The following is a 23552-nucleotide window of genomic DNA, read 5'->3' on the forward strand; positions in this document are numbered from 1 at the left end:
GTCTAAGATGAAAAATGCAAAACCACTTCTGATCACTGCCGTTGCATTCGGTGTCGCATCTTGGATTGGCTATAGTTTCTATCAAGCATACCAGCCTAAACCTGTGCGTTTGCAAGGTCAGATTGAATCTCAGCAATACAGCATCTCTTCCAAAGTACCGGGGCGCATTGATCACGTTTTGGTCCGTAAGGGCGATCAGGTTAAACAAGGTGACCTGATTTTCACCCTACACAGTCCTGAAATCGAAGCGAAACTCGAACAAGCGAAAGCGGGTGAAAAAGCGGCTGATGCTATGGCGTTGGAGGCTGAAAAAGGCGCCAGAATTCAGCAAATTCAAGCCGCTAAAGATCAATGGCAAAAAGCCAAAGCCGCTTCTGCGTTAATGGAAAAGACTTACTTGCGCGTTAACAATCTCTATCAAGATGGTGTCGTCGCCGAACAAAAGCGCGATGAAGCTAAGACTCAATGGGATGCGGCAAAATACACCGAAAGTGCGGCTTACCAGATGTACAAACTGGCTCAGGAAGGTGCGCGTAGTGAAACCAAACTTGCGGCAGCCGAAAAAGCTCGCATGGCGGCGGGCGCAGTAGCCGAAGTTGAAGCCTATGCACAAGACACCACCATCAAGAGTTGGTTCAAAGGTGAGGTTTCACAAGTTATGCTGCAAAGTGGTGAGCTTGCTCCTCAGGGTTTTCCTGTCGTGACTGTGATTGACACAGCAGATTCATGGGCGGTATTGAATGTCAGAGAAGACTGGCTGAAGTACTTCAACAAAGGCGCCACATTCAACGCTTACCTACCAGCACTTGATAAGCAAGTGGAATTCAAGGTCTCACACATTTCAGTTATGGGTGATTTCGCAACCTGGCGCTCCACTGATGCCTCACAAGGGTTTGATCTCCGCACCTTTGAAGTCGAAGCCATTCCTACCACGCCACAGCAAGGGCTGCGTATGGGAATGAGCTTAGTCGTCGAGTTAGACTAACGGTTGCAAAATATATGCAAATTCACAACACCTCTCAGTTAGCAGTGATCCGTCGTGACAAGTGGTTGCTCTCCAGTCTGACGTGGATCCCTATTCTACTTGCGGTGATGATTTGGGCGATATTCTCGCAAGGAATAGCCCAAAATCTCCCTGTTGGGGTGGTTAATCTGGATAAAGGTGCGTTGTCACAGCAGTTGATTCGATACTACGATGCAACCTCAAGTATGGCGATTCAACGCGAATACCAAAGTGTCAGTGATGCAAAACAAGCGCTAGTTCAAGGCGATATCTATGCCTATGCAGTTATCCCATACAACTTTGAGCAAGACACATACAAACAGTTGGCGCCGCAAGTCAGTGTGTTTTACAACAGCCAGATGATCCTTATAGGAAAACTGGTAAACTCCGCTTTTTTACAGGCTCAAGGTACATTTAACGCCCAGCTAAGTACCATTGGTAACTTAGCTCAAGGCAACCACCATGTTCTTGCTTCTGCAATGGCGAGTGCTGTGCCAATCAGAACTCAAATTACGCCACTGTTTAACAAAAATTCCAACTACGCTCAGTTTTTGGTTTCTGCGGTTGTGCCTGCGCTTTGGCAAATCGTTATTGTCGTCAGCACCATCCTAATCCTGTCAGCGAATCTTCGGGATCGTGGGCTGAAAGTTTGGCTACAACTTCAGCCATTCAAATCGTTATTGAACACGCTACTGCCGTACAGTTGGGTATTCGCACTGCAAGGTTTTGCCTTTCTATGCTGGTTTTATCTCGGCTTTAAGTGGCCGATGAACGGTAGCTTTGTCACCCTAGTATTTGCTCAATGGGTCACGATTATCGCGTGCATGATCATGGGTAGCCTGTTTTTCTTTCTCACCTTAGATGCGGCTCGTGCCATGAGTTTTGCCGGAGCATTTACCGCGCCTAGCTTCGCTTTCATGGGCATCACCTTCCCTGTGACCGATATGAGCAGCCTTGCTCAGGCGTGGAGAGCACTACTACCAATCAGCCACTACATCGAGGTGCAAGTTAGTCAGGTCAGTTATGGTTTGCCGCCAATGTCATCATTGCAACATTTACTGCCGATGTTGGGTTACGCAGTGCCATTGCTTATGGTGATGTTACTGATTAACAAGCATCTCTCCATCGATTCAGGATTGCCACAAAGTAAGGAGCAACGATGAGCTTGTTCGAACTTGTCAAATCAGAGATTAGAGCGATATTGACGAATCCTGTCGTCGTCCTGACCGTATTTGGTGGCGTTGTTTTTTACTCGTTTCTCTACCCTTTGCCCTACAGTCATCAGACTCCAAGGGAACAGAAGATTAGTATCGTCAATCTTGACCAGAGCAAAACCAGTTATCACCTTGAACGTATGGTTGACGCGACACCACAGGTTAAAGTCGTACAGCGCGATCACACCATAGCAGATGCACGCGCCGCGTTTCTAAATGGTGAGATCAGTGGAATTTTGGTGATTCCTGAGCATTTTTATAAAGACTTGATGCTAGGTAAAAGCCCAACCCTTGCTTACGCTGGCGATGCTTCTTATTTCTTAGTGTACGGCACAATTGTAGAAGGTTTAGCCCAAGCAGGCGGAACATTATCTGCACAAACTAAAGTGGCCAAACTCGTTCTTGAAGGACACCCACTCTCACAAGCCGTCAATCAATATTCAGCCACGACATTGAACTTAAAACCGACTTTTAACCCAACCATGGGTTATGTAGACTACGTTGTTCCGGCTGTATTTGTGCTAATTCTTCAGCAAACTCTGGCAATGGCGTCTGGTTTGATGGTCGGTAGTCAGCGCGATGGGACAGGTTATTGGAGTCAAGTTTCTCCTTTCAAATTACTTTCTGTACGCTATCTAGTGCTGATTGGTATCTATTACTTTTTGAGTATGTACTACTTTGGCGCCAGCTTTTCCATGCATGGAGTGAATCAACTCGCTCATGCAAGTCAGATTATCTTGCTACTGCTCCCTTTCTTGCTCGGTTCAGCTGCGATTGGTATCTGGCTTGGTGCAGTCACACCGCGACGAGAATTAGTGACCCTAGTGGTTTTAATCAGTTCGATGCCGTTGGTTTTCAGCGCCGGTTTTATCTGGCCGACTGAGGCGATTCCAAGCCCGATCGTGTGGTTGGCTCAACTATTTCCAAGTACAGCAGCAATTAAAAGCTTTCTGACTATCAATCAAATGGGTGGTGACTGGCAAACGGTCAGAGGGCTGTATAGTCAGCTGTGGATTCAAGCATTCGCTTGGTGTGCTCTCGCCCATTACAGCTATCAGAAACATACCGCCCAACAGCGTATTGCTTTAAGTCGATAACACGGCACGTAAAAACAACAACGCCTCCATGTTTGGAGGCGTTTTTATTGAGACTTAGTGCATTGACTTAGCTAACTACGTGAACGATCGAGTAACTCAAAAATCTTGTCGCTCGGCATCGGCTTGTAGAAATAGTAGCCCTGTATTTCTTCGATGCTCCAGCTCTTGAGGCGACGCACCTGAGATGCCGTCTCTACGCCTTCTGCTACTGTGGTCAAGCCAAGTTCTTGAGCCATGTTGGCAATGTTTCGCACCAGACTCTTCGCTCTGTCATTGTGCTCAATTTGGTCAATGTATGACTTGTCGAGTTTTACAATATCTAATGGGAAGCTACATAACGTACTGAATGAAGAGTAGCCCGTGCCAAAATCATCTAGAGCGAACAGCACGCCAAGCGCTTTCATTTGCTCCATTCGACTAATCACTTCCTGCTCACCACTCATCAGCATACTTTCAGTGACTTCAATCACCAACTGACCGGCTTGCAGCTGATAGCTATCGATTAACTTGACCAACAGTTGAGGTAAATCTGCGTGATAGAAATGTGGAGCACTAAGGTTCACATGGACCGTCAGCATCGCCTGCCCAGTTCGCTTCCGCATCAAATTGACTTGCTGAATAAACACGCAAGCTTGCTCTAAGATACTTTCACCTAACGCAATAATGAGTTGATTCTGTTCGGCAAGAGGAATAAAAACACCTGGTGACACAAAGCCAAAATCAGGATGCTGCCAACGCGCTAGAGCCTCAAATCCATTGATTTCACCATTGCTGGCTTCAACGATTGGCTGATACACCGCGAGGATTTCTCCATTCGCAATGGCACCACTTAAATCCCGCTTAATTGCGACTGCTGTTTTCGCCGATTCGAATAGTTCGCTGTTCACAGTGACCACACTAGGGAGTCTACGGACACTTTTGTCTGTTGTAATACTATAAATCGCAGCCTGAATTAATGTGTCGAGGGGCTCATGAGTAATTTCAGGGCTGACAAAAGCAACGTCACATTTCAGATCCAACTCAACATTTTCTACGGTATGTTTGTCAGCTAACCCAATCATCATTTGTTCAGCGCTATGAATCGCTTTCTCGCAATCGAGACGATTCGCAATCAACACCAAGAATTCATGCTCACTGATTCTCCCTACTGGGTATGGCGTCAACATCTCACCAAATTTAAAGGCCATCAATTCCATCGCTGCATCAAAGATTTGGTGACCATACACTTCAGAGATATGAGACAAATTAGGGACGGATACGTACATAAACGAGAATCTATTGGGTGCTATACCGAGTAAATTACGGGCTTGTTCCATAATGGATTTTCGGTTCCATAGACCCGATAGATGGTCTCGTTCAACCAGATCCTCAATCAACTTAGCTTGTTGTTTGTGTTCACGTACATCAACAATCGACAGCATCAGCGTACTTTGTCCCTGATACTGGATCATGCTGATTTCAATTTTACAGTCTATCTTTTCATGACTACTGGTAATCATCTGCGCTTCAAACTGAGTCTGCCCCTGCCTAAAGCTGTGATACATACGGTCAATTTGACATTCAGGCTGCTCAGAATCTGGGCACAACACATCGAGCGGCTGGTTCATTAAATCATCGTACTGATAATTCAGTAGATCTAATGCTGTTGGGTTGATATCGACAATTACCCTAGCTCTCACCAAGAGAATTGCCGTCGTGCGACTCTGATACAACGCATCGAACTTCCGCTTGGCATCCAGTAGCTGCTCTTGGGTAGCGGAAGTGTTATTTGCGAGGGTCTGAACCAGCTTCGTTAGTCTATCCAACTCATCTTTATTAGGCTGATCAAGACCTTCAAGTTGATAGGCAGAAAAAAGCGCATCAATATCTTTCTCTAAGTCAGAGAAACGAACCGCGACGCGGCGCTTAAATGTAAGATAAGTAATCAATGAAATAACGATTGTCGCAATCGCTACGGCAGCGAACAAATAGGTGAACAGCACGTTCCCTTTCTGAAAATGAACACGTTCGATGGTCGTTTCTAGTTGCGCAATAACCTGCCCCGAAACTCCGTGTAAGTCCGCCAGTTGGGTCATGGCTTGCTCGGTCTTGTCAATTTTGGATCTAGAGTCCACATCTGGCGTTGAAGTGATGCTATCCACATTCACGATTTGGTTATCAGCGACAAGAATTGACTTAAAGTCTCCAGGAAATCTGACAGAGAGATTGCGTCCCCAAATCAACCAACCTAACGACGCTGAGGTACCATCGCTGTTTCTCACTGGAGTAACTGCAAGTGTCCAAACGTCACCATTGACCGAGAACAGGCCACTCAAACCATCTCTGGCACTATCCAACACTCGATTCATCAAATTGATATGTTTGACGACTCTCTCATTTGTCGCGACCGACTCAACCAACAGCTGAGTCTCACTTTCAGTCAGAGAAATCCCTTCCACGACCTGCCCATGCAGATCGGTGAGCAACATAAGATCAACGCTAAGTGCATCCAAAGTTTCTGGTGCTAAGTTGCGTTCACGGTAACCTTTTAGATCGCCGCCAAGGAGAACTTCATAGCTCTCATCCCAGTAGGCCCAGTCATAAGAGTGTTCTGCCAGTTTGTCACTCATCATCGCAATGACATGCTGAGCCTGTTGACTGGCTCGATTCGACTCCATTGTTTCCAAATTACTCAGGCTAACAACGAAGAAGTAACGTGTGATATAAAGGCAGCTCAGCGTGACACCCAAAAGACCTAGTAAAAAGTACAGGGCGGTTTTCGTTTGTAGATTAAGGTTTAGCAAGCGCATCTGCTTCATTGACTATTTTTGTAATTCTTTATTAACCATCTAGTCTAGTAAAAATAGCCTATGTTTAGCTTGATATACATCTAAGTTATTAATCTTTAATGAATCAGACGATTTCGCAATGCCAATACTCTGTGGCTCCGTCGCTTAAAAACCTCTTTGCTTCCAGAACTCTCCCTCATCACGTGCGTAAAGTTCAAACGTTTTGTCAGCAACAACATTGTCCCTCATCGAGATGGTCATACGCCACTTGCCGAGATTTGATTCATATCCGTTCATATCACCAAGCAACTGTATGGTATCCCCCAAGTAGAAGTCCCAATCATTGCTCCCAACATGCATATCGCCGGTAAAAGGTTCGAGGATTTGGCCTTTTTTACCCACTATTCCTGGGTGGTCGATGCAAAACTCGATCACCTCTCCTTTGGCTCTTTTAATATTTACAATAAAACCAAATTCGATCCCCTCTTCGGCAACAACCTTGGTCGTGAACTGTGCTATTTTTGGTAGGTTTTTAGATTTGGAATCCCAGCCTTGATAGATTCCATAAGAAGTCATTTCGACGATTGGCGTGCGTTTCGCCATGATTGCCACCGTTTCCTCATACTATTGATCGTTTCTTGCGTCACACCGTGAATGTTGCCGTAATCATTGGTGCATTCAAGCACTTCAAACTCAGCATCATAGCGTTTAGCCATATTGAAATACGGCACTATTTCCCAGCGCTGAACGAAAGTGTTGGATACAACGACATCTCGCTTTTCTTTCAGGCACTGCTCTGTCATCGCTTGACACCATTGATGAGCATCGGCAATTTTGTCTGGTTGATAAACATATTCTCCAGACGGTTCAATAAAGAACATGTCGGCTTCTAGATGTTGTGCGTTGAATGTCTGAGCCAAAGTGCTTTTCCCTGAGCCTGGCAGCCCGCGAATCAGCGTCAGTTTAACCGTCATATTTCACATTGTTTGTGTTCGTTGCTATGAATCATATTATAAATTGGCTCGATATAGCTATCGACATCTCTGTGTGATTGGGTTAAGTTTGGAAGTATAGACGTCCACAATCAAGCTTAGGGAGAAAGCTGTGCCTATTAAGATCCCCGATCAACTACCTGCTTCTGACGTGTTACGCACTGAGAACATCTTTGTCATGCCAGAATCACGCGCGTCGACTCAGGAAATTCGACCGCTAAAGGTTCTGATCCTCAATCTTATGCCTAAGAAGATTGAGACTGAAACGCAATTCTTACGTTTGCTATCAAACAGCCCACTCCAAGTAGACATCGAGCTTTTACGCATTGATGATAGACCGAGTAAGAACACGCCAACAGAACATCTAGACAACTTCTACCGCCAATTTGAAATGGTCAAAAATCGCAACTTTGATGGGCTGATCATTACTGGTGCACCATTGGGCTTAGTTCAATTTGAGGATGTGCTTTATTGGGAGCATCTGCAATCGATAATGAACTGGGCAAGAGACCATGTAACTTCAACACTCTACGTCTGTTGGGCTGCGCAGGCAGGTCTAAAACTTCTCTACGATCTTCCAAAACGAACGCGTAAAGAGAAGCTTTCTGGTGTGTACCATCACAAAATCCACCAGCCTTACCATCCAGTGTTGCGTGGCTTTGATGATACCTTCTTGGCTCCACACTCTCGCTACGCCGATTTTTCGCCAGAGTATCTCGAACAACACACCGATTTAGACATTTTGGCGACTTCCGATGTGGCTGGCGTCTACCTCGCAGCGACTAAAGATAAACGTAACGTGTTTGTTACTGGCCACCCAGAATATGATTCGCACACCTTGCACCAAGAGTATATTCGCGATTTAGGCGAAGGTATGGAGCCCGCGATTCCGGTTAACTACTACCCCAACAATAATCCAGACAACAAGCCTTGTGCGAGTTGGCGCAGTCATGGGCATCTGTTGTTCTCGAACTGGCTCAATTATTGTGTCTACCAGCAAACGCCATACGATCTCGAACACTTCAGTGAAGCGAATTTCACCAAAGACGAATAATTGCGAGCAAATTAAAAGGGGAATGACCTATTCTGTCATTCCCCTTTTACATTATTTTGTTCATTTCCCATTTCCTACATTCCATCGTTAGCCACCGTCCGTTGCACGTTAGGCATTTGTCGTTTTAGCTAAATCATCGACTTCGACACGACTTCAGCCACAATGCGTATTCTCATCTTATCTACATTGATGCTATTCGGATGCATTCAATCACAGACAAACCATGCCCTAGTCACTAAGCAGCGCGCCGACGCGAGAATAACCCTTGGATTAGGCTATCTCGAACAAGGCAACTACGTTAAAGCGAGACAAAACCTCAACAAAGCGATCGAATACCAACCCAAGTACTACCGAGCTCAACTCGCATTTGCCCGTTATCTCGCTAAAGTGGGCGAAGACGTAAACGCTAATCAACTCTATCAACAAGCCGTTCGCGAGCACCCAAATAACGGCGACGTGCTCAACAACTATGGGACATATCTCTGTGAGCAAGGTCACTACCAACAAGCAGAGGAGCGATTTCTGCAAGCCATTCGCTCGCCTGACTATTACAACATTGGCGATAGTTATGAGAACGCGGCGTTTTGCGCTCTTCAAGCACAACAGATAGACAAAGCTCGGCTGTATCTCCAGCAAGCGCTTTTACATCAACCCGACAAACCTCGCGCTTTACTCTATTTGGCAGAGATAGAAATAGCCAATTTTGCATTTGTTGAGGCGCAGAGACGGCTAAATCAATACCAGAAGTGGTATGGAGCGAATGAACTATGGCTGCAGGCTACCCATAAACTAAATCAACAACGGGCACTTTATGCTCAAGGGCAAACGGAGATTGATTTGCGAATTTTGCACTAACGTTTACGACGTGAATGGTGCGTTTGTCTACGCCGTCTAACGTCTGAAGCGCGATGAATCTTGAGATACTCTTTGTAAAGGATATAGATAAAACCGCCAAGCCCAAGTATAAACAGCACAGCGAACAGTAACAGGAAACTGTCACATATCCATACGGGTTCACAAGGCATATAAATCTCAAACTCCATATGCCCTCCTAGACCTCGGCTTATTTATTCAACGTCAACCAACGCTTACGCTGTTCTTGAGTTTGGAATGTCCAGGCGATAAAGCGACTGTTTTTCTGTCCCTGACTCATTTCCACAATATGGATCTCGGTCGCGGCGGCTTTTTCAAGATTCTTTCGCATCCAACGAACGTTGTCTTTTTTAGAGATTAGCGTAGAAAACCACAGCACTTGGTGCGCGAACTCACGACTTTCAAAAGCCATGTTTTTGATAAAGGCGGCCTCTCCTCCTGAACACCACAGTTCGGCCTGCTGGCCACCGAAGTTGAGAACCGGTTGCCCTTTTTCCGTCGCTTGGGTTTTACCCTGACCACGCTTAGCCTTGTTCGCAGACAAATTACTGATCTTTCTCGCACTGCCTTGCTGCGCTTCTTCGAGAGATTTATGAAACGGAGGATTGCACGTTGTGAGGTGATAAAACTCGCCCGGTTTGATGATTCCTTTAAACAGATAACGACTGTTCTGTTGTAAGCGGCATTCGATCTTATCTTTAAGCACCGCGTTATTGGCTGCAATCTGATTCGAGTTATTGACCGATACTGGGTCAATGTCCGACCCCGTATAATACCAACCGTATTGGGTGACACCCACAATTGGATAAATACAGTTTGCACCGACACCGATGTCTAGAGCATTAATGCGCCTCGCAACAGATTGCCCGCAATCGTCAGCCAGTAAATCGGCTAATCGATGAACATAATCAGCGCGACCAGGAATTGGCGGACAAAGGTAACCGTGTGGAATATCCCATTGAGTCACAGAATAATGGTGCGCCAGCAACGCCTTATTAAGCAGTTTAACCGCGACGGGGTCAGAGAAGTTAATACTTGCCTCCCCTTTCGGGTTTTTCACTATGTGCGCGCTTAATTCAGGCAATGCATCGGTCAACGCTTTGAAATCGTAACGTCCATTATGCAGATTTCGTTTGTGCAGACCCGCTTTCGCTGGGCGCTTAATCACTTTAGTCTCTGATGTTGCTGGTTTGGTTTGGCCCATATCATTGCTGGACTTAGTATTGTTATTTCGACGAGTCATCACGATTAATTGCGGTTCACTGTTTCTAGGTAAATCATAAACAAACGAGCATCAAGCTCCAGCTGATGGTATTCCGGTTCCATATGGCAACAAAGCTGATAGAACGCCTTGTTGTGCTCTTTCTCTTTAAAATGCGCTAACTCATGAACGATCAGCATACGCAAAAGCGGCTCCGGCGCATTCTTAAACACGCTGGCAATTCTAATCTCGTTTTTAGATTTGATCTTGCCACCATGAATCTTGTTGGCATAAGTGTGTAGCCCAAGCGCGTTGTTTATCAGATGAATCTTGTTATCGTAGACCACTTTACTCAACGGAGCTGTCTTCTTCATATAGCGGTTTTTGATCGCTAAAGCATACTCAAACAACGCTTTTTCACTTTTGATTGTATGATTATCGGGGTAGCGTTTCTCAAACCAAGCGACTAAACGTCCAGACTCCACCAATTGGCTAACGGGAGTCACGATATGTTCAGGATAACCTTGGATGTAGCGTAATGAAGGATTCATATTTAACACAAAGCGAAGTCTGGTCTACAAAAGGGGCATAAGTCTACCCTATTCACACTTGCCATTCACGGTCTTTTCATTAAACTCTGCGCTGAATATCTGCCTAGGAACACAAGATGAAACGACTCGTACTGTATGTAAAAGACAAATGCCCTCACTGCAAAGACGCTCAGCGTTATCTCGATTCGAAAGGCTATCAGTACCGTTTAACCAACGCTAAGATGCAGCGTGGTCGTAAAGAGCTGGATGCAATTGGCGCTCGCTCACTGCCGGTTTTGAAGATTGGTGACCGTTATATGATTGGTTGGAACCCAAATAACTTTGAAAAGATGTATAACTCCAAGGGTTAGATAAAACGTTTTTGCGCGAAGTGCGGATTCGCCACCAAGACGTCCATTAATGAAATTTCGTCGAGTACGACCAAGTGCTCGACACCGTCTACGTCGAGTTTAATCACTTCTTGCTTGTCCTGATTACGAGCAGTATCACGAGCAATACCTTCCATGCTTTGACCTGTTGTTAGCGTCAAACGAACAGGATAACGGTACAAACACACTATCTCGATATAGTCATAATCGTTGCAGCTAATCATTTTACTCTCCGCTCTAATTCATTGATGGACAGATTTGGCTCACAGCCATTGGCCCTATTGGCACCAACAACAAACACTCTACCCATGCAAGTCATACAACTCAAGTCGTTGTCTCTCCAAGATTTACAGCACTGAGTTAGACATAAACGTTAAATGCCTGCGAGACGTTACCCAACTGAAACATTGGCAGCCTAAAAACGGCACATACTTTTGGTGTTTTGATTATATGGTCCAAAAATATGAACCGAATAGGCTTGTTGTTTATTATCGTCCCCATGTTCATTTTAGGTTGCAATGGCAGCAGTGAGCCAGTCTCCCTTGTGCCCCCTAAAAAGCCTACGCCGCCTCCCCCCATAGAGATCAATAAATTTGGTGCTTGGTACGGCAATTCCAGTACTGGCTATATAGGTGTCAAAGCATTTTGTCATATCTGCACTCACCAAGATTTTGACTACCAGTGGGAAACGGATAGCAACAACGACGGTACGTTTGATCATTCAGACTCCGTATCATTTGGGCCGATTAAAACAATCGATGTGGCGACCTTTGGCAAAAGAGTTAAGTTAACCGTCGCCAATGACGAAGTCAGTTCTCCGCTAATCAAATACTACGCTCCACCTGAAGACCTCATTGAAACTATCTATAGCAACGCTAAAGCTTTCGCCGCACTCAAGAGAAACGGGACGGTCGTGACTTGGGGAGACCCTTATTATGGCGGGAGTTTAAACCGTGATCTTTCGGATATAAAACGCATCTATTCCACTGGAGGCGCTTTTGCTGCACTGAACAGCAAGGGGCAAGTCTTTACATGGGGCGACAACACACTCGGCGCCAACAGTAGTCAGGTCAGCTTTAACTCGAGCGGTGTCAACACTATTTACTCCAATGATTATGCCTTTGCCGCCCTGCAAAATGACGGTAGCGTCGTCACTTGGGGAAGTGCCAATAGCGGTGGGAACAGTTCTAATGTCGATCTTTCAAGGGACATTGAATCGATATACTCCAATGACGCATCCTTCGTCGCAATCAAAACTGATGGAAGCGTTGTCGCATGGGGCAACAGCTTTACTGGAGCAAATCTAAATGGTGTTCACTTCAACAGCACGGTAAAAAAGGTCTTCGCGACGGATGCTTCGTTTGCCGCTTTGCTGGACGACGGTTCTGTCGTCGCATGGGGGCACCCTGATACTGGAGGGCGCCAACCGACTCAAATTAACGACATTGTTGTTGATATATTCTCAAATGACGGTGCATTTGTCGCACTAAAAAACGACGGTTCTATTACTGCGTGGGGGCACCCCTCATATGGCGGTGTCGTGAGCCAAATCAGTAACGTAGAAACCGTTGTTGCAACAAAGAAAGCGTTTGCTGCGCTAAGGAAAGATGGTTCAGTGATCACATGGGGAGACGCGGCTCACGGTGGAAACTCAACCGGTGTCGACTTTTCCGGCGGAGTAACATCGATCTCAGCCACCAAACAAGCATTCTCAGCGGTTAAACTCGACGGTACGGTCGTATCGTGGGGACTCGCTAGCGCAGGAGGAGATTCCTCAACCATAGATTTCTCGCAAGGGGTGGAAAAACTCTTCACCAACGGTCATGCTTTCTTCGCCTTAATGAAGGATGAAACGGTCTTAACGTGGGGACATTCAAATTTTGGCGCTGACTCATCCAACGTTGACCTTAGCAATATACATTCTGTCTATGCTACCGATACCGCATTCGCTGTACTCAAAACAAATGGCACAGTCGTCTGTTTTGGCGACGGTAATGGAGGTGGTGATTTAACTCAAGCCGCTCATCAACTTGAACTCAAAGGCAAAGAGGTGGAATATTCGACACCATAAATGGTGTGAATCGAGCTAGCTGTTACTTAACCTAGCTAGCTCGTATGGAACGAGTTATCGCTGATAAACCAAGATGTTAGTGCGTCTCGCCAGATGAAACATTCGCTCTGTAGCAATGAGCAGTTTCATCAAACACAAACTCGACCTCATTGACAATACTTTCCAGTTTGTCGTTTTGGTAATGTGAAACATAAAGAAGTTGGCTTAAGTTTTCCTTGGCAATCAGCTCGAGAGTATTTTTTACCAGCCGCCTTCCTAGATAATCCAACCCTTGGTATGGCTCATCCAATATCAGCAGCGCGGGCTGTTTAACAATCGCACGAGCAATCAACAGCAACCTCTGTTGACCATATTCCAGTTCTCTAAACGAGATGTTGGCATACTGGCTCATATGGAGAATTTCCAGCCACTCTTTAGCAACCTGAATCTCTTTCTTAGAGGGTTGCTGGTAAAGGCCAATTGAGTCGTAAAAGCCCGAAAGAATGACTTCTAGTGCCTTACAACTGACACGGTATTGGAGATGCAGAGCAGACGACACCATGCCGATGTGCTTTTTTATTTCCCAAATAGATTCACCAGAGCCGCGCTTTTTGCCAAATATCTGGATGTCATTGGAATAACATTGCGGATGGTCGCCAAAAATGAGCCCAAGCAGTGTACTTTTTCCACAGCCGTTTGGCCCTTTGATTTGCCAGTGTTGTCCATTATCAATTCGCCAGTTCAAGCCCGTAAAGATGGTTTTATCCGTGTACGCGACTTGACCTTGTGTGATTTCAAATACCGGGTTATCGAAATGGTGGCTATGTTGGTAGCGGTGGATTAATGCCAACATCTGTGCGCTCTGCTGCTGAGACTGTGCCTTAATCTGACGAATAACAGGATGCGACTCCCATTCACTCTTGGGCATAACACTTTCAAGTTTGCCGTGATTGAACATCGCAATCTGCTCAACCCATGCCGGTATATCCTCTTCACGATTGAAAGTAACAATCATCTGGATAGATTTCGATAACTCATACAGATAGTCGGCTAGCGATGCTCTGTGGGCGACATCGAGGCCAGTAAAGGGGTTATCAAGCACAATCAGTTGTGGCTGTGTTGCCAATGCACGGGCAAGCATTACACGACGAGTTTCTCCCGTAGACAGCACGCGGAAACCGCTTTTTTCTAAGTGGCAAAGATCCAGTTTTTCAAGCAGGTTTTTAGTCACTGACTCAGAATGACACTGACGATAAATCAATGTGTAAACCGATGTGCCTGTATCAATTCTATCTAAAAAATCTGTCTCATCATTGGCGATTTCCTCTTCCAATAATCGTTGCTGTTCAACCAGCGAAACTTGAGCAATGCCTCCTTCGCTTGCTGAAAGCATGGATTCCGACACCGTATATTCGCCCGTAAGTAGACATCCTAATGCGGACCCAATATCGCCTTCAGTACTGAATACGCCCCATGATTGTCCATGGTTAATCGTCCACTCGTCGATTTCGAGTCGATTAGTACCTGTTTCTAAAGCGAGCTGGTTGATAATTATTTGCATAGAATGGTTTCCCTACCCTTCAAAACATAGATTGATAGCCTCAAATTACTTCAAACCTAGGCTTAGTGCGATAGGGAAATAGCAAAGTGTGATATTCACAACGAGATTAGAGCATTAGGCGTATTGCTTAACAAAATCAATAAACGTTCTGTCCGCCATAGATAAGTATCCATCCTTTCGCCACGCCAGTAATAGATCGATTTTGACTCTTGGTTCAAACGGTACTCCAACCACCTCTTTCTCATTTTGGGTCACTAATTCAAGTAGTGCCGTAATCGCAAACTCGTGTTTTACAATGCTTAGAATCATTGGCAACAGATTGGTTTCAAAAGAGAAGCGCATCTCTTTGCTGCACTGCAATGCCTTTTCTTCGAGAAAGTTACGGTGAAAATAACCTTGTTTAAACATCACCAGCTCATGGTCAAAAAAATCCTCGAAGCCGACCGATTTCTGTTTTGCGAATGCATGCTCTTTGGCAACAACGGCCAACATTTCCACTTGCAAAAGATGGTCGGTTTCTAGGTCTTCAGGCACATTTTCATCGTCAATCACACCAATATCGAGCTCGCCGTTAAGTAGCATCTTGCGAATATCTCGAGTGCCCGCATCGACCAAAGTTAATTTCAGATTGGGATAACGGCTGTTAAATGCCATCAGCACCTGTGGAAAGAAATAGGATCCCATCATACTTGGTGCACCAAGCCGAACTTCACCTTTTTCAAGCCCTTTGAGCTCATCAATCGCAAGTTGAGCATCTTCCAATTGCTGTAAGATACGTTTGGCGTGCTCATACAGAACCTCGCCTTCATCGGTGAGCGATATTTGCCGATCTTCACGTCGAAACAGTTCGACTCCCAGACTTTGTTCCAGCTTTTTTATCGAAATGCTCAAAGCCGGCTGTGCGATATGCAGTGCTTTGGCTGCTCGAGTGAAATGCCCATGTTGTGCGACAGCAACAAAGTGCTTGAGATGCTTCGAGTCCATGCTTATCTCTATATAATTTTCATATCACAATAATATTTTTAATATATTTTATTTATCACATTTTGACTGATATTTTGCTCACATATCTCCTTATTTGAAGCGCCACTATGATTGAGCTTAAAACCAAGCAGTACCGGAACGTCACTTTTAGTTTAGCCTTAGGCTCATTTTTGGTTTTTTGTAACCTGTACCTGTTCCAGCCGATGCTTCCGTTTATGGCGACGCATTTCTCCGTTTCCGAAACCCAAATTAACTGGGTGTTTGCCGCCAGTACGCTTGCCTTGTCCGTTTGTCTCGTTCCTTGGGCAGTCGCGTCCGAATCATACGGGCGGCGCAAGATAATGCTCGTAGGTCTGCTGGCTATGCCGGTGATTGGCCTGTCGATGTTGGTCAGTGATTCACTTGTTGTTCTCGTTATACTTCGTGCGCTCATGGGTATGGCGCTGGCTGCATTCGCCTCCGTAGCGGTTGCCTATATGGTTGAAGAGTTGTCTGAACAGGCCTTCGCCCAAGCGATCGGCGGATACATTGCTGCCAATTCTCTGGGCGGTATTGCCGGAAGAATCATTGGTGGTACTCTGACAGATGCACTTGGCTGGCAGCAAGCCGTCATCGTCGTCGCACTGGTGTCACTGTTCGGTGCGTCAGTGGTGTTCTTTACCCTACCAAAGCAGGTGAACTTCACGCCTCAACGAGGTATGTTGCGCTACCATAATCGTGCTGTGGTGAAGCACCTTAAAAACAAAACGATTTGGATTGCGATGGTACTTGGTGGGGTTAATTTTGCCCTGTTCGTCAATCTGTACTCAGTGATGGGATTTCGCTTGGTCGCGGCTCCGCACAACCTGCCAATCGGTCTTGCTTCGTTAATCTTCCTTTGCTATCTGTCAGGTACGTTGAGTTCAAGATTAACTTCGGTTTGGCGTAAGCGTCACCAAAGCGTGTCGGGCATGGTTACGGGGACCACCATTAGCCTAATTGGTATGCTGATCGCTTATGTAGATTCACTGACCTTTATGATTTTAGGCCTACTCCTGATCAGTTTTGGCGCGTTCTTCACTCATACACTCGCGTATGCTTGGGTCAGTCAAAAGGCGACACACGCTAAAGCAACTGCGACTGCGCTTTATCTCGTTCATTACTACATCGGCGGTAGTATTGGTGGGTTCTTCCTTATCTACTGCTGGCAACAAGGGGGCTGGGCGTATGTCATGGCGGGAGGCTCAATGCTTTATGCTTTGGTGTTTATCCTCTGCCATAAGCTGTCGAGAGCCGAGGCTAATGGCCCAATAGACAAGCCAGCACCAGTAGAATCTGCTATTCTTGCGCCAAATTCTAATTTGGAAGCAAAATGACTAACCAAAGCTCAACACAGATGAACAAACAGCAAGTGGCAAGCGCTGTAGAACAATGGCTAAACGATGTGGTGATCGACCTTAACCTTTGTCCATTTGCCGCCAAGCCACAACGCAACAAACAGATTAAAATTTTCGTTAGCGAAGCCGAAACAGAAGAAGCGCTGCTGGAAGATATTCTGACTCAGTTGCTTGAACTGGACTCTACTGAGCCGGAGCAACTTGAAACCACACTGGTTGCGGTTCCCAATATGCTCAGTGACTTCTACGACTACAACCTGTTTATCGACTGGATCGAAGCGCTTATACGCCAGCAAGATTGGGAAGGTATTTTCCAATTAGCCACCTTCCACCCAAACTACTGTTTTGGGGGTGCAGAGCCTGAAGACGATGAGAACCTCACCAACCGTTCTCCGGTACCCGTATTTCATCTGATCCGCGAAGAGAGCATGGAAAAAGTCCTTAAACATTACCCAAATCCTGAGGCGATTCCAGATACCAACATTGCTCGCGTTGAGTCCTTAACGGCTGAAGAACGTCGAAAACTCTTCCCATACCTATTCCGCTAACGAGTTGAAGCGACAAACGACAAGCTGACCTTATTGGGCACTTGATCCCGCTCTGTTCAATTGTTTGTCGCTCGACTGATTTATTTTATAGCGCCGATAGCAGGATTTAACCCGCTTTGGTAGTATTGCTCCACCACAATGACATCCGGATTAATGGATATGCACCTTTCAAAACTGACCACTGATATTTTCAATCACCTTTACCGTGATATTTCTGAGTTCCGTAGCACCTTCGATTTACCTGTCGCTTCTCCTGAGAGCCTAGATGACAAGGCTGACACTCTACACACTTCTCTTGCAATCGAAGAGTTAACTGAGTTAGCAGAAGCTGACAATAAAACAGAACAAGCGGACGCGATCATCGACAGTGTATACGTTTTGATGGGTCGCTTGGTGCATCTAGGCCACGACAAAATTGAAGACAACCTAGCCATCAACTACCTTATCGACCTGCTACTTAACGTTGCGGTTAACCGTGGCATTGACTTTGTTCCATGTTGGGATGAAGTGCACTCAAGCAATATGAGTAAAGTATGTCGTAACGAGCAAGAGTACGCTGATACTGAAGCACACTATGCAGAGCAAGGTATCAAGCTGATGGCAGTACAAAAAGGCGATTACATTATCGCTAAATGTGCTGAAGATTTCGTCGCTGAAGGTAAGACGATCCGTCAAGGCAAAGTACTGAAGTCGGTTTACTACCGTCCTGCGGATCTTGCGCCTCTGACTAAATAGGTCGACGCTAGATAAAAAGACGCCACCTTCGGTTTCCCTTAGGTGGCGTAAGCTGCCATAGTCAAAAACTGACTTCATTAACATTTGGTTTGTTACCACTCTCGTAGAACTCCCCTCTAGTTAAATCCGCCTAACAAGAACGAGAATGTATCGCTATCACTATTGCCAATAGCGTGCCAATCTTGAATAAAATTTAACTCATTGATTTTTAATGGATTTACAAAAAAGCAGCGACACGAGTCATTGACCCGCGATCTAAACCAGTGCAAGACGCACCAAACTAATCCTTTCGGGGTAAATAATTACTCAAACAGCAGGATGGGCTCTCCATCCAACATGACGTGCTTAACTTGGGTTTTAAACACTCGTGACAGTTCGCTTGCGTTCAGCACTTGCGTCACGTCGCCGAAGCTTTGCAGTACTCCTTTATCGAGCAGCAATGCTTTGTCTGCATGCTTGAGGGTCCGGTTGAGATCATGATTGGACATAATCACACTAATTCCCATCTCAGCCACACGGCGAATAAGTTTATACAGTAGGCTTTCCTGACCGATATCGAGCGGAGCTGCGGGCTCATCTAGGATTAGTAAACGAGCATGTGGGTTTAAAGTTGGCCATATTTGCAAACAGATCGCGCACAGACGTACCCTTTGCCACTCCCCTCCAGAAAGGTGATGAATGGAACGGTGAAGTTTGTCGTCAATCTCTAAAAGTTGAGCCAATTCCTCAATAACGCTTTCAATTTCACTGGTTGCAGAGTTAATAAAGGCTGGCAAAGAGAGTGACACATAGTGAACAACATCGAGGTTGAACGCTGGACGGTCACTTTGTGTAAGATACGCACGACGTTCAGCCAAAGTAGAGATTGAACTTTGTGCAACATCAAAATCAAAGATGGTTGCTTGACCTTCAAAATTGAGTAATCCCGCGACCGCAGATAGTAAGGTACTCTTACCACTGCCATTCGGACCAATAATATGAAGGATCTCACCGCGCTCTACTGCGAAGGATAGTGGCAACAATCTAGCGCCGACGGATAAACTGTTAACGTGAATCATGATTACTTACCAACATCCAAATAAAGATTGGTGCACCGATTGACGTGGTGACGACCCCTAACGGCAACTCCGCAGAATCAAGCGCCGTTCTGGCGATCAAGTCCGCAAAGACCACGAGTGTCGCACCTGCCAGAGCGGAAATAGGCAGTAAGTATCTATTTTCACTGCCAAAAGCGAGTCGCAGAAGATGAGGGACTACGAGACCGACAAAACCGATGACTCCCCCTAATGCCACCGCACCACCAACAAGAATCGATACGGCAAGGATCAACTTCCAACGAGCATTATCAACATCGACGCCTAGTTGCTTCGCATGCTGTTCACCCATCATCAACTTATCTAGCAAACGCCCTTTGCAACATAACCAGACCAACACAGGCACTAACAACAAGGTCAACATATGATGATACCAACTTGCCGCGCCTATGCTGCCCATCAACCAATACATCAACTGACGCAGGCTTAGATCATCACTGAAGTAAAACGCCCAAGTGACAATCGCACCAGATAGAATGCCAAGGGCGACCCCTACCAGTAATAACCGAGTGGTAGTCAAACGCAGAGACTTTGCAACAAACACCAATAGCAGAGTAAAGGCTAGCGCCCCTAACACCGCAGCCAGCATAAAGCCAATGGGCGTTGCCAACAGCGGAAAAAAGAACAGTACCAGCACCATCATGACGCTAGCGCCACCTGAGATACCGAGTACCCCAGGTTCTGCAAGCACATTGCCCAGTAATACCTGTAGCACGGCCCCAGAAACGGCTAACGCCGCTCCTACCGCGACGGCCGCCAATAAACGTGGCAAACGTAGCTGCATAATTAACTGTTCTTGCAATGATGAAAGTGTCTCGAAAGGCGAAATGAATACTTCACCGACCATGAGATAAACGGCACTGATAACAAGTAGAGTGATCAAGAAAAGTACACCAAAGTGCGTCCATCTACGTTGTCTACGGTTAAGTAGCTGAGAGAATTCCATGTTGTCGTTATCTATTTGGCAAAGCCGTAAATAATAATGGCTTAACGATACCGTTAAGCCATTAAAATAGAAAGCGTACAAACCTAGTTAGTCACAAAATATGGTCTTAATCGTAAACGACCTGACCTTCTTCATAACGAGTTTTCACTGGGCATACCATTAGCGCAGCACGTTGACCGACAGCGACATAACGGTTAGGGAACACAATCGCTTCACCCTCATTTTTTGCCATCAATGGTTTATCGCCATCATGTCCGAACACTTCACCATGTTTAAATGCCGTAAAGTTTTCGACGTTGTCATCGAATAGGAAATCAAAATCATCGTGAAGACGAACAATCGTACGACTCACACGGTACATGGTCGGTTTGCGTGGCAGATGCTCCGCCTGACTGTCTGACACTAGGTCACGTAATGCCAGATCAAATGCGACCAGCTTATCGAGTTCATTCTCACCGATTTTAGCCACGCGACCAAGTTCAACGGTCAGCGCTTGAGCACCAAAGTTTTCCGCACTAAACCAACTAAAGGTACTCGAAGGTGCATTTGAGAACATTACGGCTTCAAGATGAGCACTGGATACAAACTCCATCAAAGCCTGACTGCGGACAGGATGACGAACCTTAGGGCTAACGACAAACGAGTAATGTTTCGATAGACGAATCGCACAATGTAAATCGAGATGCCAACGCTGCTCTTGCTCTGTCCCAAGATAAAAATCACTCATAACCTTCTTCAAGTTCTTCGCGATCTCAAGCTCTTTAGACGGTTGATACTCTTTCTCATCAAACAGACGGTTGAGATTCATTTCAATGAATCTCGTATGCGCGTTAGTCGCTTCTGGATGAGCATTAATGAAAAGCAGCCGGTTAGTCACCGTTTGGAAACCAGATTGAATATCAGTGATGATCTTATCCGTGATCTCCATCGGCGCGGTCTCATCGCCGTGAATACCACAGGAAATAATGATGTGCTTACTATCTTCAGACAGCTTCGCTGGAATGACCTCCAACACACCACGTTGATGAATTTTAAAGACAGTTCCACCAGCAACCGTGACTTCGTTGGCTGGCATTTCTTGTTCTAAATTTAGACTGTCTAAAAGAAATGATTGGCGAAAGAGGTTTTTCGTCATGCGCTACTCCTTTATTGCACAGCGGGTATGTTAATGAATTGTTCGGATAAATTTTGTAGGTGCGATCCCACTTATTGACACCAATCATGTGCCTCATTGCAATTTATCCAATTGCCACTAACAGATGTGGCAAATAGGTCTTCCACTGTACAAATTGGCCAAGTATTGGCTTGGCCAACCGATAATATCATGATTTTGATATGATTATTTTTGATCTAACAAGGATTCAAACTCATCTATCTTAGTTTTCACTCGATCTATGCTCTGTTGCCAGAAATCTGCTTGTGATAAGTCCATGCCGAGATGTTTCTCAACGACTTCTTCCGCCATCATTGAACCCGTGTCGCGTAATAGACTCACGTAATCGCGATAGAACTGATCGCCTTTGCGCTCACGCTGGGCATAAACACCAATACTGAACAAATAGCCAAATAGATATGGATAGTTATAGAAGCTCACTTCAGAAATAGAAAAGTGAAGTTTACTTGCCCAAAAGTAAGGATCTGGCTCTGACATCGAATCGCCGTACCACTCTTGCCAAGTTTCGCTCATCAGATCACACAGTTGAGTCGGGCTCAGTTCACCTTGGCTACGTTGACTGTAGAAGGCTTTTTCAAACTCAAACCGCACAGGGATATTGATCATTAGTGCGTAGCAGGATGTAAGTTCTTCCCACAACATTTCGAGTTTTTCTTCACGGCTACTCACTTGAGCAAGCAAATAGTCTCGAACGATGTTTTCAGCGAAAATTGAGGCAGTCTCTGCGAGCGTCATTGGGTAGCGAGTTTGACATAAAGGCATATCACCCATCACCCAGTTGTGGAACGCATGCCCCAACTCGTGCGCTAAAGTGAGCAGATCGGAGCGACTTCCTCCCCAAGTCATGAATACCAGAGGCGAACGTGTGGCGGCAAACTTGGTGCAGTAAGCACCTAAACGACGATTTTCAGTCGGTTGCGCATCAATCCAACCATTTTCAACCATCACATCAACAAATTCGGCCATTTCACTATCCACTTGAGCAAATGCGGTGCGGATAATCTCAATCGCTTCATCAAACGCATACACTTTAGGTTCTGCGTTAGTAATACTCGGCATTCCCGCAAGATGATTCCACGGACGCATCTCTTGTAAGCCATGAACTCGAGCCATTAACAGGCCAGCTTTTTGACCTATGCTTCGATTGGCTTTAGCCGTCATCATCATAGCGTCTAGGGTCGAACTCTCTATGCGGCTTTCATGTAAACTGGCATCTAAAAAATGGACATCCGTTAACTTAGAACGTTTTTGATATTCCGTTAAACGCCAACCCGCCAAGGCATTAAGGATCGCAGCAAATGATTCTTGGTTGGCTTTCATCGCGGCCTGTATACCACGCCACGCGGGCTCTTGGCTCACAAAGTCTGTCCCATACAGCAAACTCGCGGCATGAGAAAAACCGACTTTACTACCTTGCCCATCCTCTAACGTCACCTGTAGAGATCCTGTGATGTTGTCATACAGGCGCCCCCAGGCATCACGACCGTCCACTTGCATTGCTGTCAGCAGTTGCTCTTCAGCTACCGATAGCTTAATCGCCGCTTGTTTACGCGCACACTCTATCTGGAAAGCTTGTCCATAAACATCACCACTTGGGTGAGTGAGCACGTCACTAATAAAGCTCTCTGGTGCTAGGGTTAAGGTATTTTCGTACGGTGCAAAAGCCTGCGACAACTCAGAGTTGAGCTTGGCAACACGGCCTATCAGGCTTTTGGCATCATCGTTTGATGCATCAATAGATGCGTGGCAGTGAGCGAAGGTATTGATTGTCGCCAACAGTTTTCCAGCAGCTTCGCTGGTTTGAATAGCATTCTGTGTCACAGACGGTGACTCACGATGATCAACATGGATAGCGAGCGCATGGATACACTGCCTGATCAAATCGATGTCTTGTTCGATTTTCGTGTCGTTCAAATCTTGATAAGCGATGGACAAGTCCCAGCTTGGTGCGGTCATGATACTT

The 23552-nt window shown here is 45.8% G+C and carries 23 protein-coding genes; 10 read left to right on the plus strand and 13 right to left on the minus strand.

Going from position 1 to position 23552, the window contains the following annotated elements; all coding sequences use genetic code 11:
• Window positions 1–7: 7 nt before the first annotated feature.
• The 3 genes from ACQEXR_RS09710 to ACQEXR_RS09720 are packed head-to-tail and all read left to right on the plus strand — an operon-like array spanning window position 8 to window position 3314.
• Window positions 8–985, plus strand: coding sequence for an HlyD family secretion protein (locus tag ACQEXR_RS09710; RefSeq protein ID WP_427020232.1), 978 nt, complete (start codon window positions 8–10; stop codon window positions 983–985).
• A 14-nt stretch (window positions 986–999) separates the two neighbouring features.
• Complete coding sequence (locus ACQEXR_RS09715) at window positions 1000–2166, plus strand: ABC transporter permease (RefSeq protein ID WP_427020233.1); 1167 nt, start codon at window positions 1000–1002, stop codon at window positions 2164–2166.
• Window positions 2163–3314 carry an ABC transporter permease gene (locus ACQEXR_RS09720; protein WP_427020234.1) on the plus strand — a complete coding sequence of 384 codons (1152 nt, stop codon included), beginning with the start codon at window positions 2163–2165 and terminating at the stop codon, window positions 3312–3314. Before ACQEXR_RS09715 ends, ACQEXR_RS09720 begins: the two co-directional genes overlap by 4 nt.
• A gap of 71 nt (window positions 3315–3385) precedes the next feature.
• On the opposite strand, the gene ACQEXR_RS09725 is transcribed toward ACQEXR_RS09720, so the two are convergent.
• From ACQEXR_RS09725 to ACQEXR_RS09735, 3 genes are all read right to left on the minus strand, one after another.
• Window positions 3386–6112, minus strand: a complete 2727-nt coding sequence (locus tag ACQEXR_RS09725; protein WP_427020235.1) for a bifunctional diguanylate cyclase/phosphodiesterase — start codon at window positions 6110–6112, stop codon at window positions 3386–3388.
• 135 nt (window positions 6113–6247) lie between these two features.
• On the minus strand, window positions 6248–6685 hold the full coding sequence (locus tag ACQEXR_RS09730; RefSeq protein ID WP_138972295.1) for a DUF3859 domain-containing protein: 438 nt from the start codon (window positions 6683–6685) through the stop codon (window positions 6248–6250).
• Window positions 6655–7056, minus strand: coding sequence for an ATP-binding protein (locus ACQEXR_RS09735; protein ID WP_138972294.1), 402 nt, complete (start codon window positions 7054–7056; stop codon window positions 6655–6657). The genes ACQEXR_RS09730 and ACQEXR_RS09735 overlap by 31 nt, the downstream gene beginning before the upstream one ends.
• Before the next feature lie 130 nt (window positions 7057–7186).
• Between ACQEXR_RS09735 and metA the strand changes: the two genes are divergently transcribed.
• Complete coding sequence (gene metA, locus ACQEXR_RS09740; protein WP_138972293.1) at window positions 7187–8128, plus strand: homoserine O-acetyltransferase MetA; 942 nt, start codon at window positions 7187–7189, stop codon at window positions 8126–8128.
• Window positions 8129–8290: 162 nt separating this feature from the next.
• Complete coding sequence (gene pilW / locus ACQEXR_RS09745) at window positions 8291–8983, plus strand: type IV pilus biogenesis/stability protein PilW (protein ID WP_138972292.1); 693 nt, start codon at window positions 8291–8293, stop codon at window positions 8981–8983.
• Here pilW and ACQEXR_RS09750 read toward each other — a convergent pair.
• The 3 genes from ACQEXR_RS09750 to ACQEXR_RS09760 are packed head-to-tail and all read right to left on the minus strand — an operon-like array spanning window position 8980 to window position 10753.
• Entirely contained in the window at window positions 8980–9171 is a 192-nt protein-coding gene (locus ACQEXR_RS09750; RefSeq protein WP_138972291.1) for a hypothetical protein, read from the minus strand. The two genes, pilW and ACQEXR_RS09750, sit on opposite strands and share 4 nt — an antisense overlap.
• A gap of 20 nt (window positions 9172–9191) precedes the next feature.
• Window positions 9192–10244 (minus strand): 23S rRNA (adenine(1618)-N(6))-methyltransferase RlmF, encoded by a 1053-nt coding sequence (gene rlmF, locus ACQEXR_RS09755; RefSeq protein WP_427020236.1) that lies wholly within the window; start codon window positions 10242–10244, stop codon window positions 9192–9194.
• 5 nt (window positions 10245–10249) lie between these two features.
• Entirely contained in the window at window positions 10250–10753 is a 504-nt protein-coding gene (locus ACQEXR_RS09760) for a M48 metallopeptidase family protein (RefSeq protein ID WP_138972290.1), read from the minus strand.
• A 116-nt stretch (window positions 10754–10869) separates the two neighbouring features.
• Between ACQEXR_RS09760 and ACQEXR_RS09765 the strand changes: the two genes are divergently transcribed.
• On the plus strand, window positions 10870–11103 hold the full coding sequence (locus tag ACQEXR_RS09765) for a glutaredoxin family protein (protein WP_269376835.1): 234 nt from the start codon (window positions 10870–10872) through the stop codon (window positions 11101–11103).
• Here ACQEXR_RS09765 and ACQEXR_RS09770 read toward each other — a convergent pair.
• Window positions 11100–11345: a Rho-binding antiterminator gene (locus ACQEXR_RS09770; protein ID WP_331417011.1), complete on the minus strand. Its 246-nt coding sequence runs from the start codon at window positions 11343–11345 to the stop codon at window positions 11100–11102. The two genes, ACQEXR_RS09765 and ACQEXR_RS09770, sit on opposite strands and share 4 nt — an antisense overlap.
• 239 nt (window positions 11346–11584) lie before the next feature.
• On the opposite strand from ACQEXR_RS09770, the gene ACQEXR_RS09775 reads away from it, so the two are divergent.
• A complete protein-coding gene (locus ACQEXR_RS09775) occupies window positions 11585–13192 on the plus strand; it encodes an RCC1 domain-containing protein (protein WP_427020237.1) in 1608 nt (535 codons plus the stop codon).
• Between the two features lie 76 nt (window positions 13193–13268).
• On the opposite strand, the gene modF is transcribed toward ACQEXR_RS09775, so the two are convergent.
• Complete coding sequence (gene modF, locus ACQEXR_RS09780; RefSeq protein ID WP_427020238.1) at window positions 13269–14732, minus strand: molybdate ABC transporter ATP-binding protein ModF; 1464 nt, start codon at window positions 14730–14732, stop codon at window positions 13269–13271.
• A gap of 114 nt (window positions 14733–14846) precedes the next feature.
• Window positions 14847–15716: a LysR family transcriptional regulator gene (locus ACQEXR_RS09785; protein ID WP_138972271.1), complete on the minus strand. Its 870-nt coding sequence runs from the start codon at window positions 15714–15716 to the stop codon at window positions 14847–14849.
• 107 nt (window positions 15717–15823) lie between these two features.
• Between ACQEXR_RS09785 and ACQEXR_RS09790 the strand changes: the two genes are divergently transcribed.
• From ACQEXR_RS09790 to ACQEXR_RS09800, 3 genes are all read left to right on the plus strand, one after another.
• A complete protein-coding gene (locus tag ACQEXR_RS09790; protein ID WP_427020239.1) occupies window positions 15824–17071 on the plus strand; it encodes an MFS transporter in 1248 nt (415 codons plus the stop codon).
• Complete coding sequence (locus tag ACQEXR_RS09795) at window positions 17068–17640, plus strand: DUF1415 domain-containing protein (RefSeq protein WP_427020240.1); 573 nt, start codon at window positions 17068–17070, stop codon at window positions 17638–17640. Before ACQEXR_RS09790 ends, ACQEXR_RS09795 begins: the two co-directional genes overlap by 4 nt.
• 159 nt (window positions 17641–17799) lie before the next feature.
• Window positions 17800–18375 carry a nucleoside triphosphate pyrophosphohydrolase family protein gene (locus ACQEXR_RS09800; RefSeq protein WP_269376938.1) on the plus strand — a complete coding sequence of 192 codons (576 nt, stop codon included), beginning with the start codon at window positions 17800–17802 and terminating at the stop codon, window positions 18373–18375.
• A 302-nt stretch (window positions 18376–18677) separates the two neighbouring features.
• Here the strand turns inward: ACQEXR_RS09800 and btuD are convergent, their stop codons facing one another.
• The 4 genes from btuD to ACQEXR_RS09820 form a co-directional block, all read right to left on the minus strand.
• Window positions 18678–19433, minus strand: coding sequence for a vitamin B12 ABC transporter ATP-binding protein BtuD (btuD, locus tag ACQEXR_RS09805; RefSeq protein WP_426950631.1), 756 nt, complete (start codon window positions 19431–19433; stop codon window positions 18678–18680).
• Complete coding sequence (btuC, locus tag ACQEXR_RS09810; RefSeq protein WP_427020241.1) at window positions 19420–20415, minus strand: vitamin B12 ABC transporter permease BtuC; 996 nt, start codon at window positions 20413–20415, stop codon at window positions 19420–19422. Before btuC ends, btuD begins: the two co-directional genes overlap by 14 nt.
• A gap of 106 nt (window positions 20416–20521) precedes the next feature.
• Window positions 20522–21550 (minus strand): succinylglutamate desuccinylase, encoded by a 1029-nt coding sequence (locus ACQEXR_RS09815; RefSeq protein ID WP_427020242.1) that lies wholly within the window; start codon window positions 21548–21550, stop codon window positions 20522–20524.
• A 204-nt stretch (window positions 21551–21754) separates the two neighbouring features.
• A complete protein-coding gene (locus ACQEXR_RS09820) occupies window positions 21755–23545 on the minus strand; it encodes a M3 family oligoendopeptidase (RefSeq protein ID WP_427020243.1) in 1791 nt (596 codons plus the stop codon).
• Window positions 23546–23552 lie beyond the last annotated feature (7 nt).

The sequence above is a fragment of the Vibrio sp. TRT 2004 genome (assembly GCF_050113735.1).
In the GTDB taxonomy this organism is placed as follows: Bacteria; Pseudomonadota; Gammaproteobacteria; order Enterobacterales; family Vibrionaceae; genus Vibrio.

Bases quoted from the DNA above. Each gene is read 5' to 3' on its own strand.
- ACQEXR_RS09710 (WP_427020232.1), top strand. From the start codon at position 8: ATGAAAAATGCAAAACCACTTCTGATCACTGCCGTTGCATTCGGTGTC.
- ACQEXR_RS09715 (WP_427020233.1), top strand. From the start codon at position 1,000: ATGCAAATTCACAACACCTCTCAGTTAGCAGTGATCCGTCGTGACAAG.
- ACQEXR_RS09720 (WP_427020234.1), top strand. From the start codon at position 2,163: ATGAGCTTGTTCGAACTTGTCAAATCAGAGATTAGAGCGATATTGACG.
- ACQEXR_RS09725 (WP_427020235.1), bottom strand. From the start codon at position 6,112: ATGAAGCAGATGCGCTTGCTAAACCTTAATCTACAAACGAAAACCGCC.
- ACQEXR_RS09730 (WP_138972295.1), bottom strand. From the start codon at position 6,685: ATGGCGAAACGCACGCCAATCGTCGAAATGACTTCTTATGGAATCTAT.
- ACQEXR_RS09735 (WP_138972294.1), bottom strand. From the start codon at position 7,056: ATGACGGTTAAACTGACGCTGATTCGCGGGCTGCCAGGCTCAGGGAAA.
- pilW (WP_138972292.1), top strand. From the start codon at position 8,291: ATGCGTATTCTCATCTTATCTACATTGATGCTATTCGGATGCATTCAA.
- ACQEXR_RS09750 (WP_138972291.1), bottom strand. From the start codon at position 9,171: ATGGAGTTTGAGATTTATATGCCTTGTGAACCCGTATGGATATGTGAC.
- rlmF (WP_427020236.1), bottom strand. From the start codon at position 10,244: ATGACTCGTCGAAATAACAATACTAAGTCCAGCAATGATATGGGCCAA.
- ACQEXR_RS09760 (WP_138972290.1), bottom strand. From the start codon at position 10,753: ATGAATCCTTCATTACGCTACATCCAAGGTTATCCTGAACATATCGTG.
- ACQEXR_RS09765 (WP_269376835.1), top strand. From the start codon at position 10,870: ATGAAACGACTCGTACTGTATGTAAAAGACAAATGCCCTCACTGCAAA.
- ACQEXR_RS09770 (WP_331417011.1), bottom strand. From the start codon at position 11,345: ATGATTAGCTGCAACGATTATGACTATATCGAGATAGTGTGTTTGTAC.
- ACQEXR_RS09775 (WP_427020237.1), top strand. From the start codon at position 11,585: ATGAACCGAATAGGCTTGTTGTTTATTATCGTCCCCATGTTCATTTTA.
- modF (WP_427020238.1), bottom strand. From the start codon at position 14,732: ATGCAAATAATTATCAACCAGCTCGCTTTAGAAACAGGTACTAATCGA.
- ACQEXR_RS09785 (WP_138972271.1), bottom strand. From the start codon at position 15,716: ATGGACTCGAAGCATCTCAAGCACTTTGTTGCTGTCGCACAACATGGG.
- ACQEXR_RS09790 (WP_427020239.1), top strand. From the start codon at position 15,824: ATGATTGAGCTTAAAACCAAGCAGTACCGGAACGTCACTTTTAGTTTA.
- ACQEXR_RS09795 (WP_427020240.1), top strand. From the start codon at position 17,068: ATGACTAACCAAAGCTCAACACAGATGAACAAACAGCAAGTGGCAAGC.
- ACQEXR_RS09800 (WP_269376938.1), top strand. From the start codon at position 17,800: ATGCACCTTTCAAAACTGACCACTGATATTTTCAATCACCTTTACCGT.
- btuD (WP_426950631.1), bottom strand. From the start codon at position 19,433: ATGATTCACGTTAACAGTTTATCCGTCGGCGCTAGATTGTTGCCACTA.
- btuC (WP_427020241.1), bottom strand. From the start codon at position 20,415: ATGGAATTCTCTCAGCTACTTAACCGTAGACAACGTAGATGGACGCAC.
- ACQEXR_RS09815 (WP_427020242.1), bottom strand. From the start codon at position 21,550: ATGACGAAAAACCTCTTTCGCCAATCATTTCTTTTAGACAGTCTAAAT.
- ACQEXR_RS09820 (WP_427020243.1), bottom strand. From the start codon at position 23,545: ATGACCGCACCAAGCTGGGACTTGTCCATCGCTTATCAAGATTTGAAC.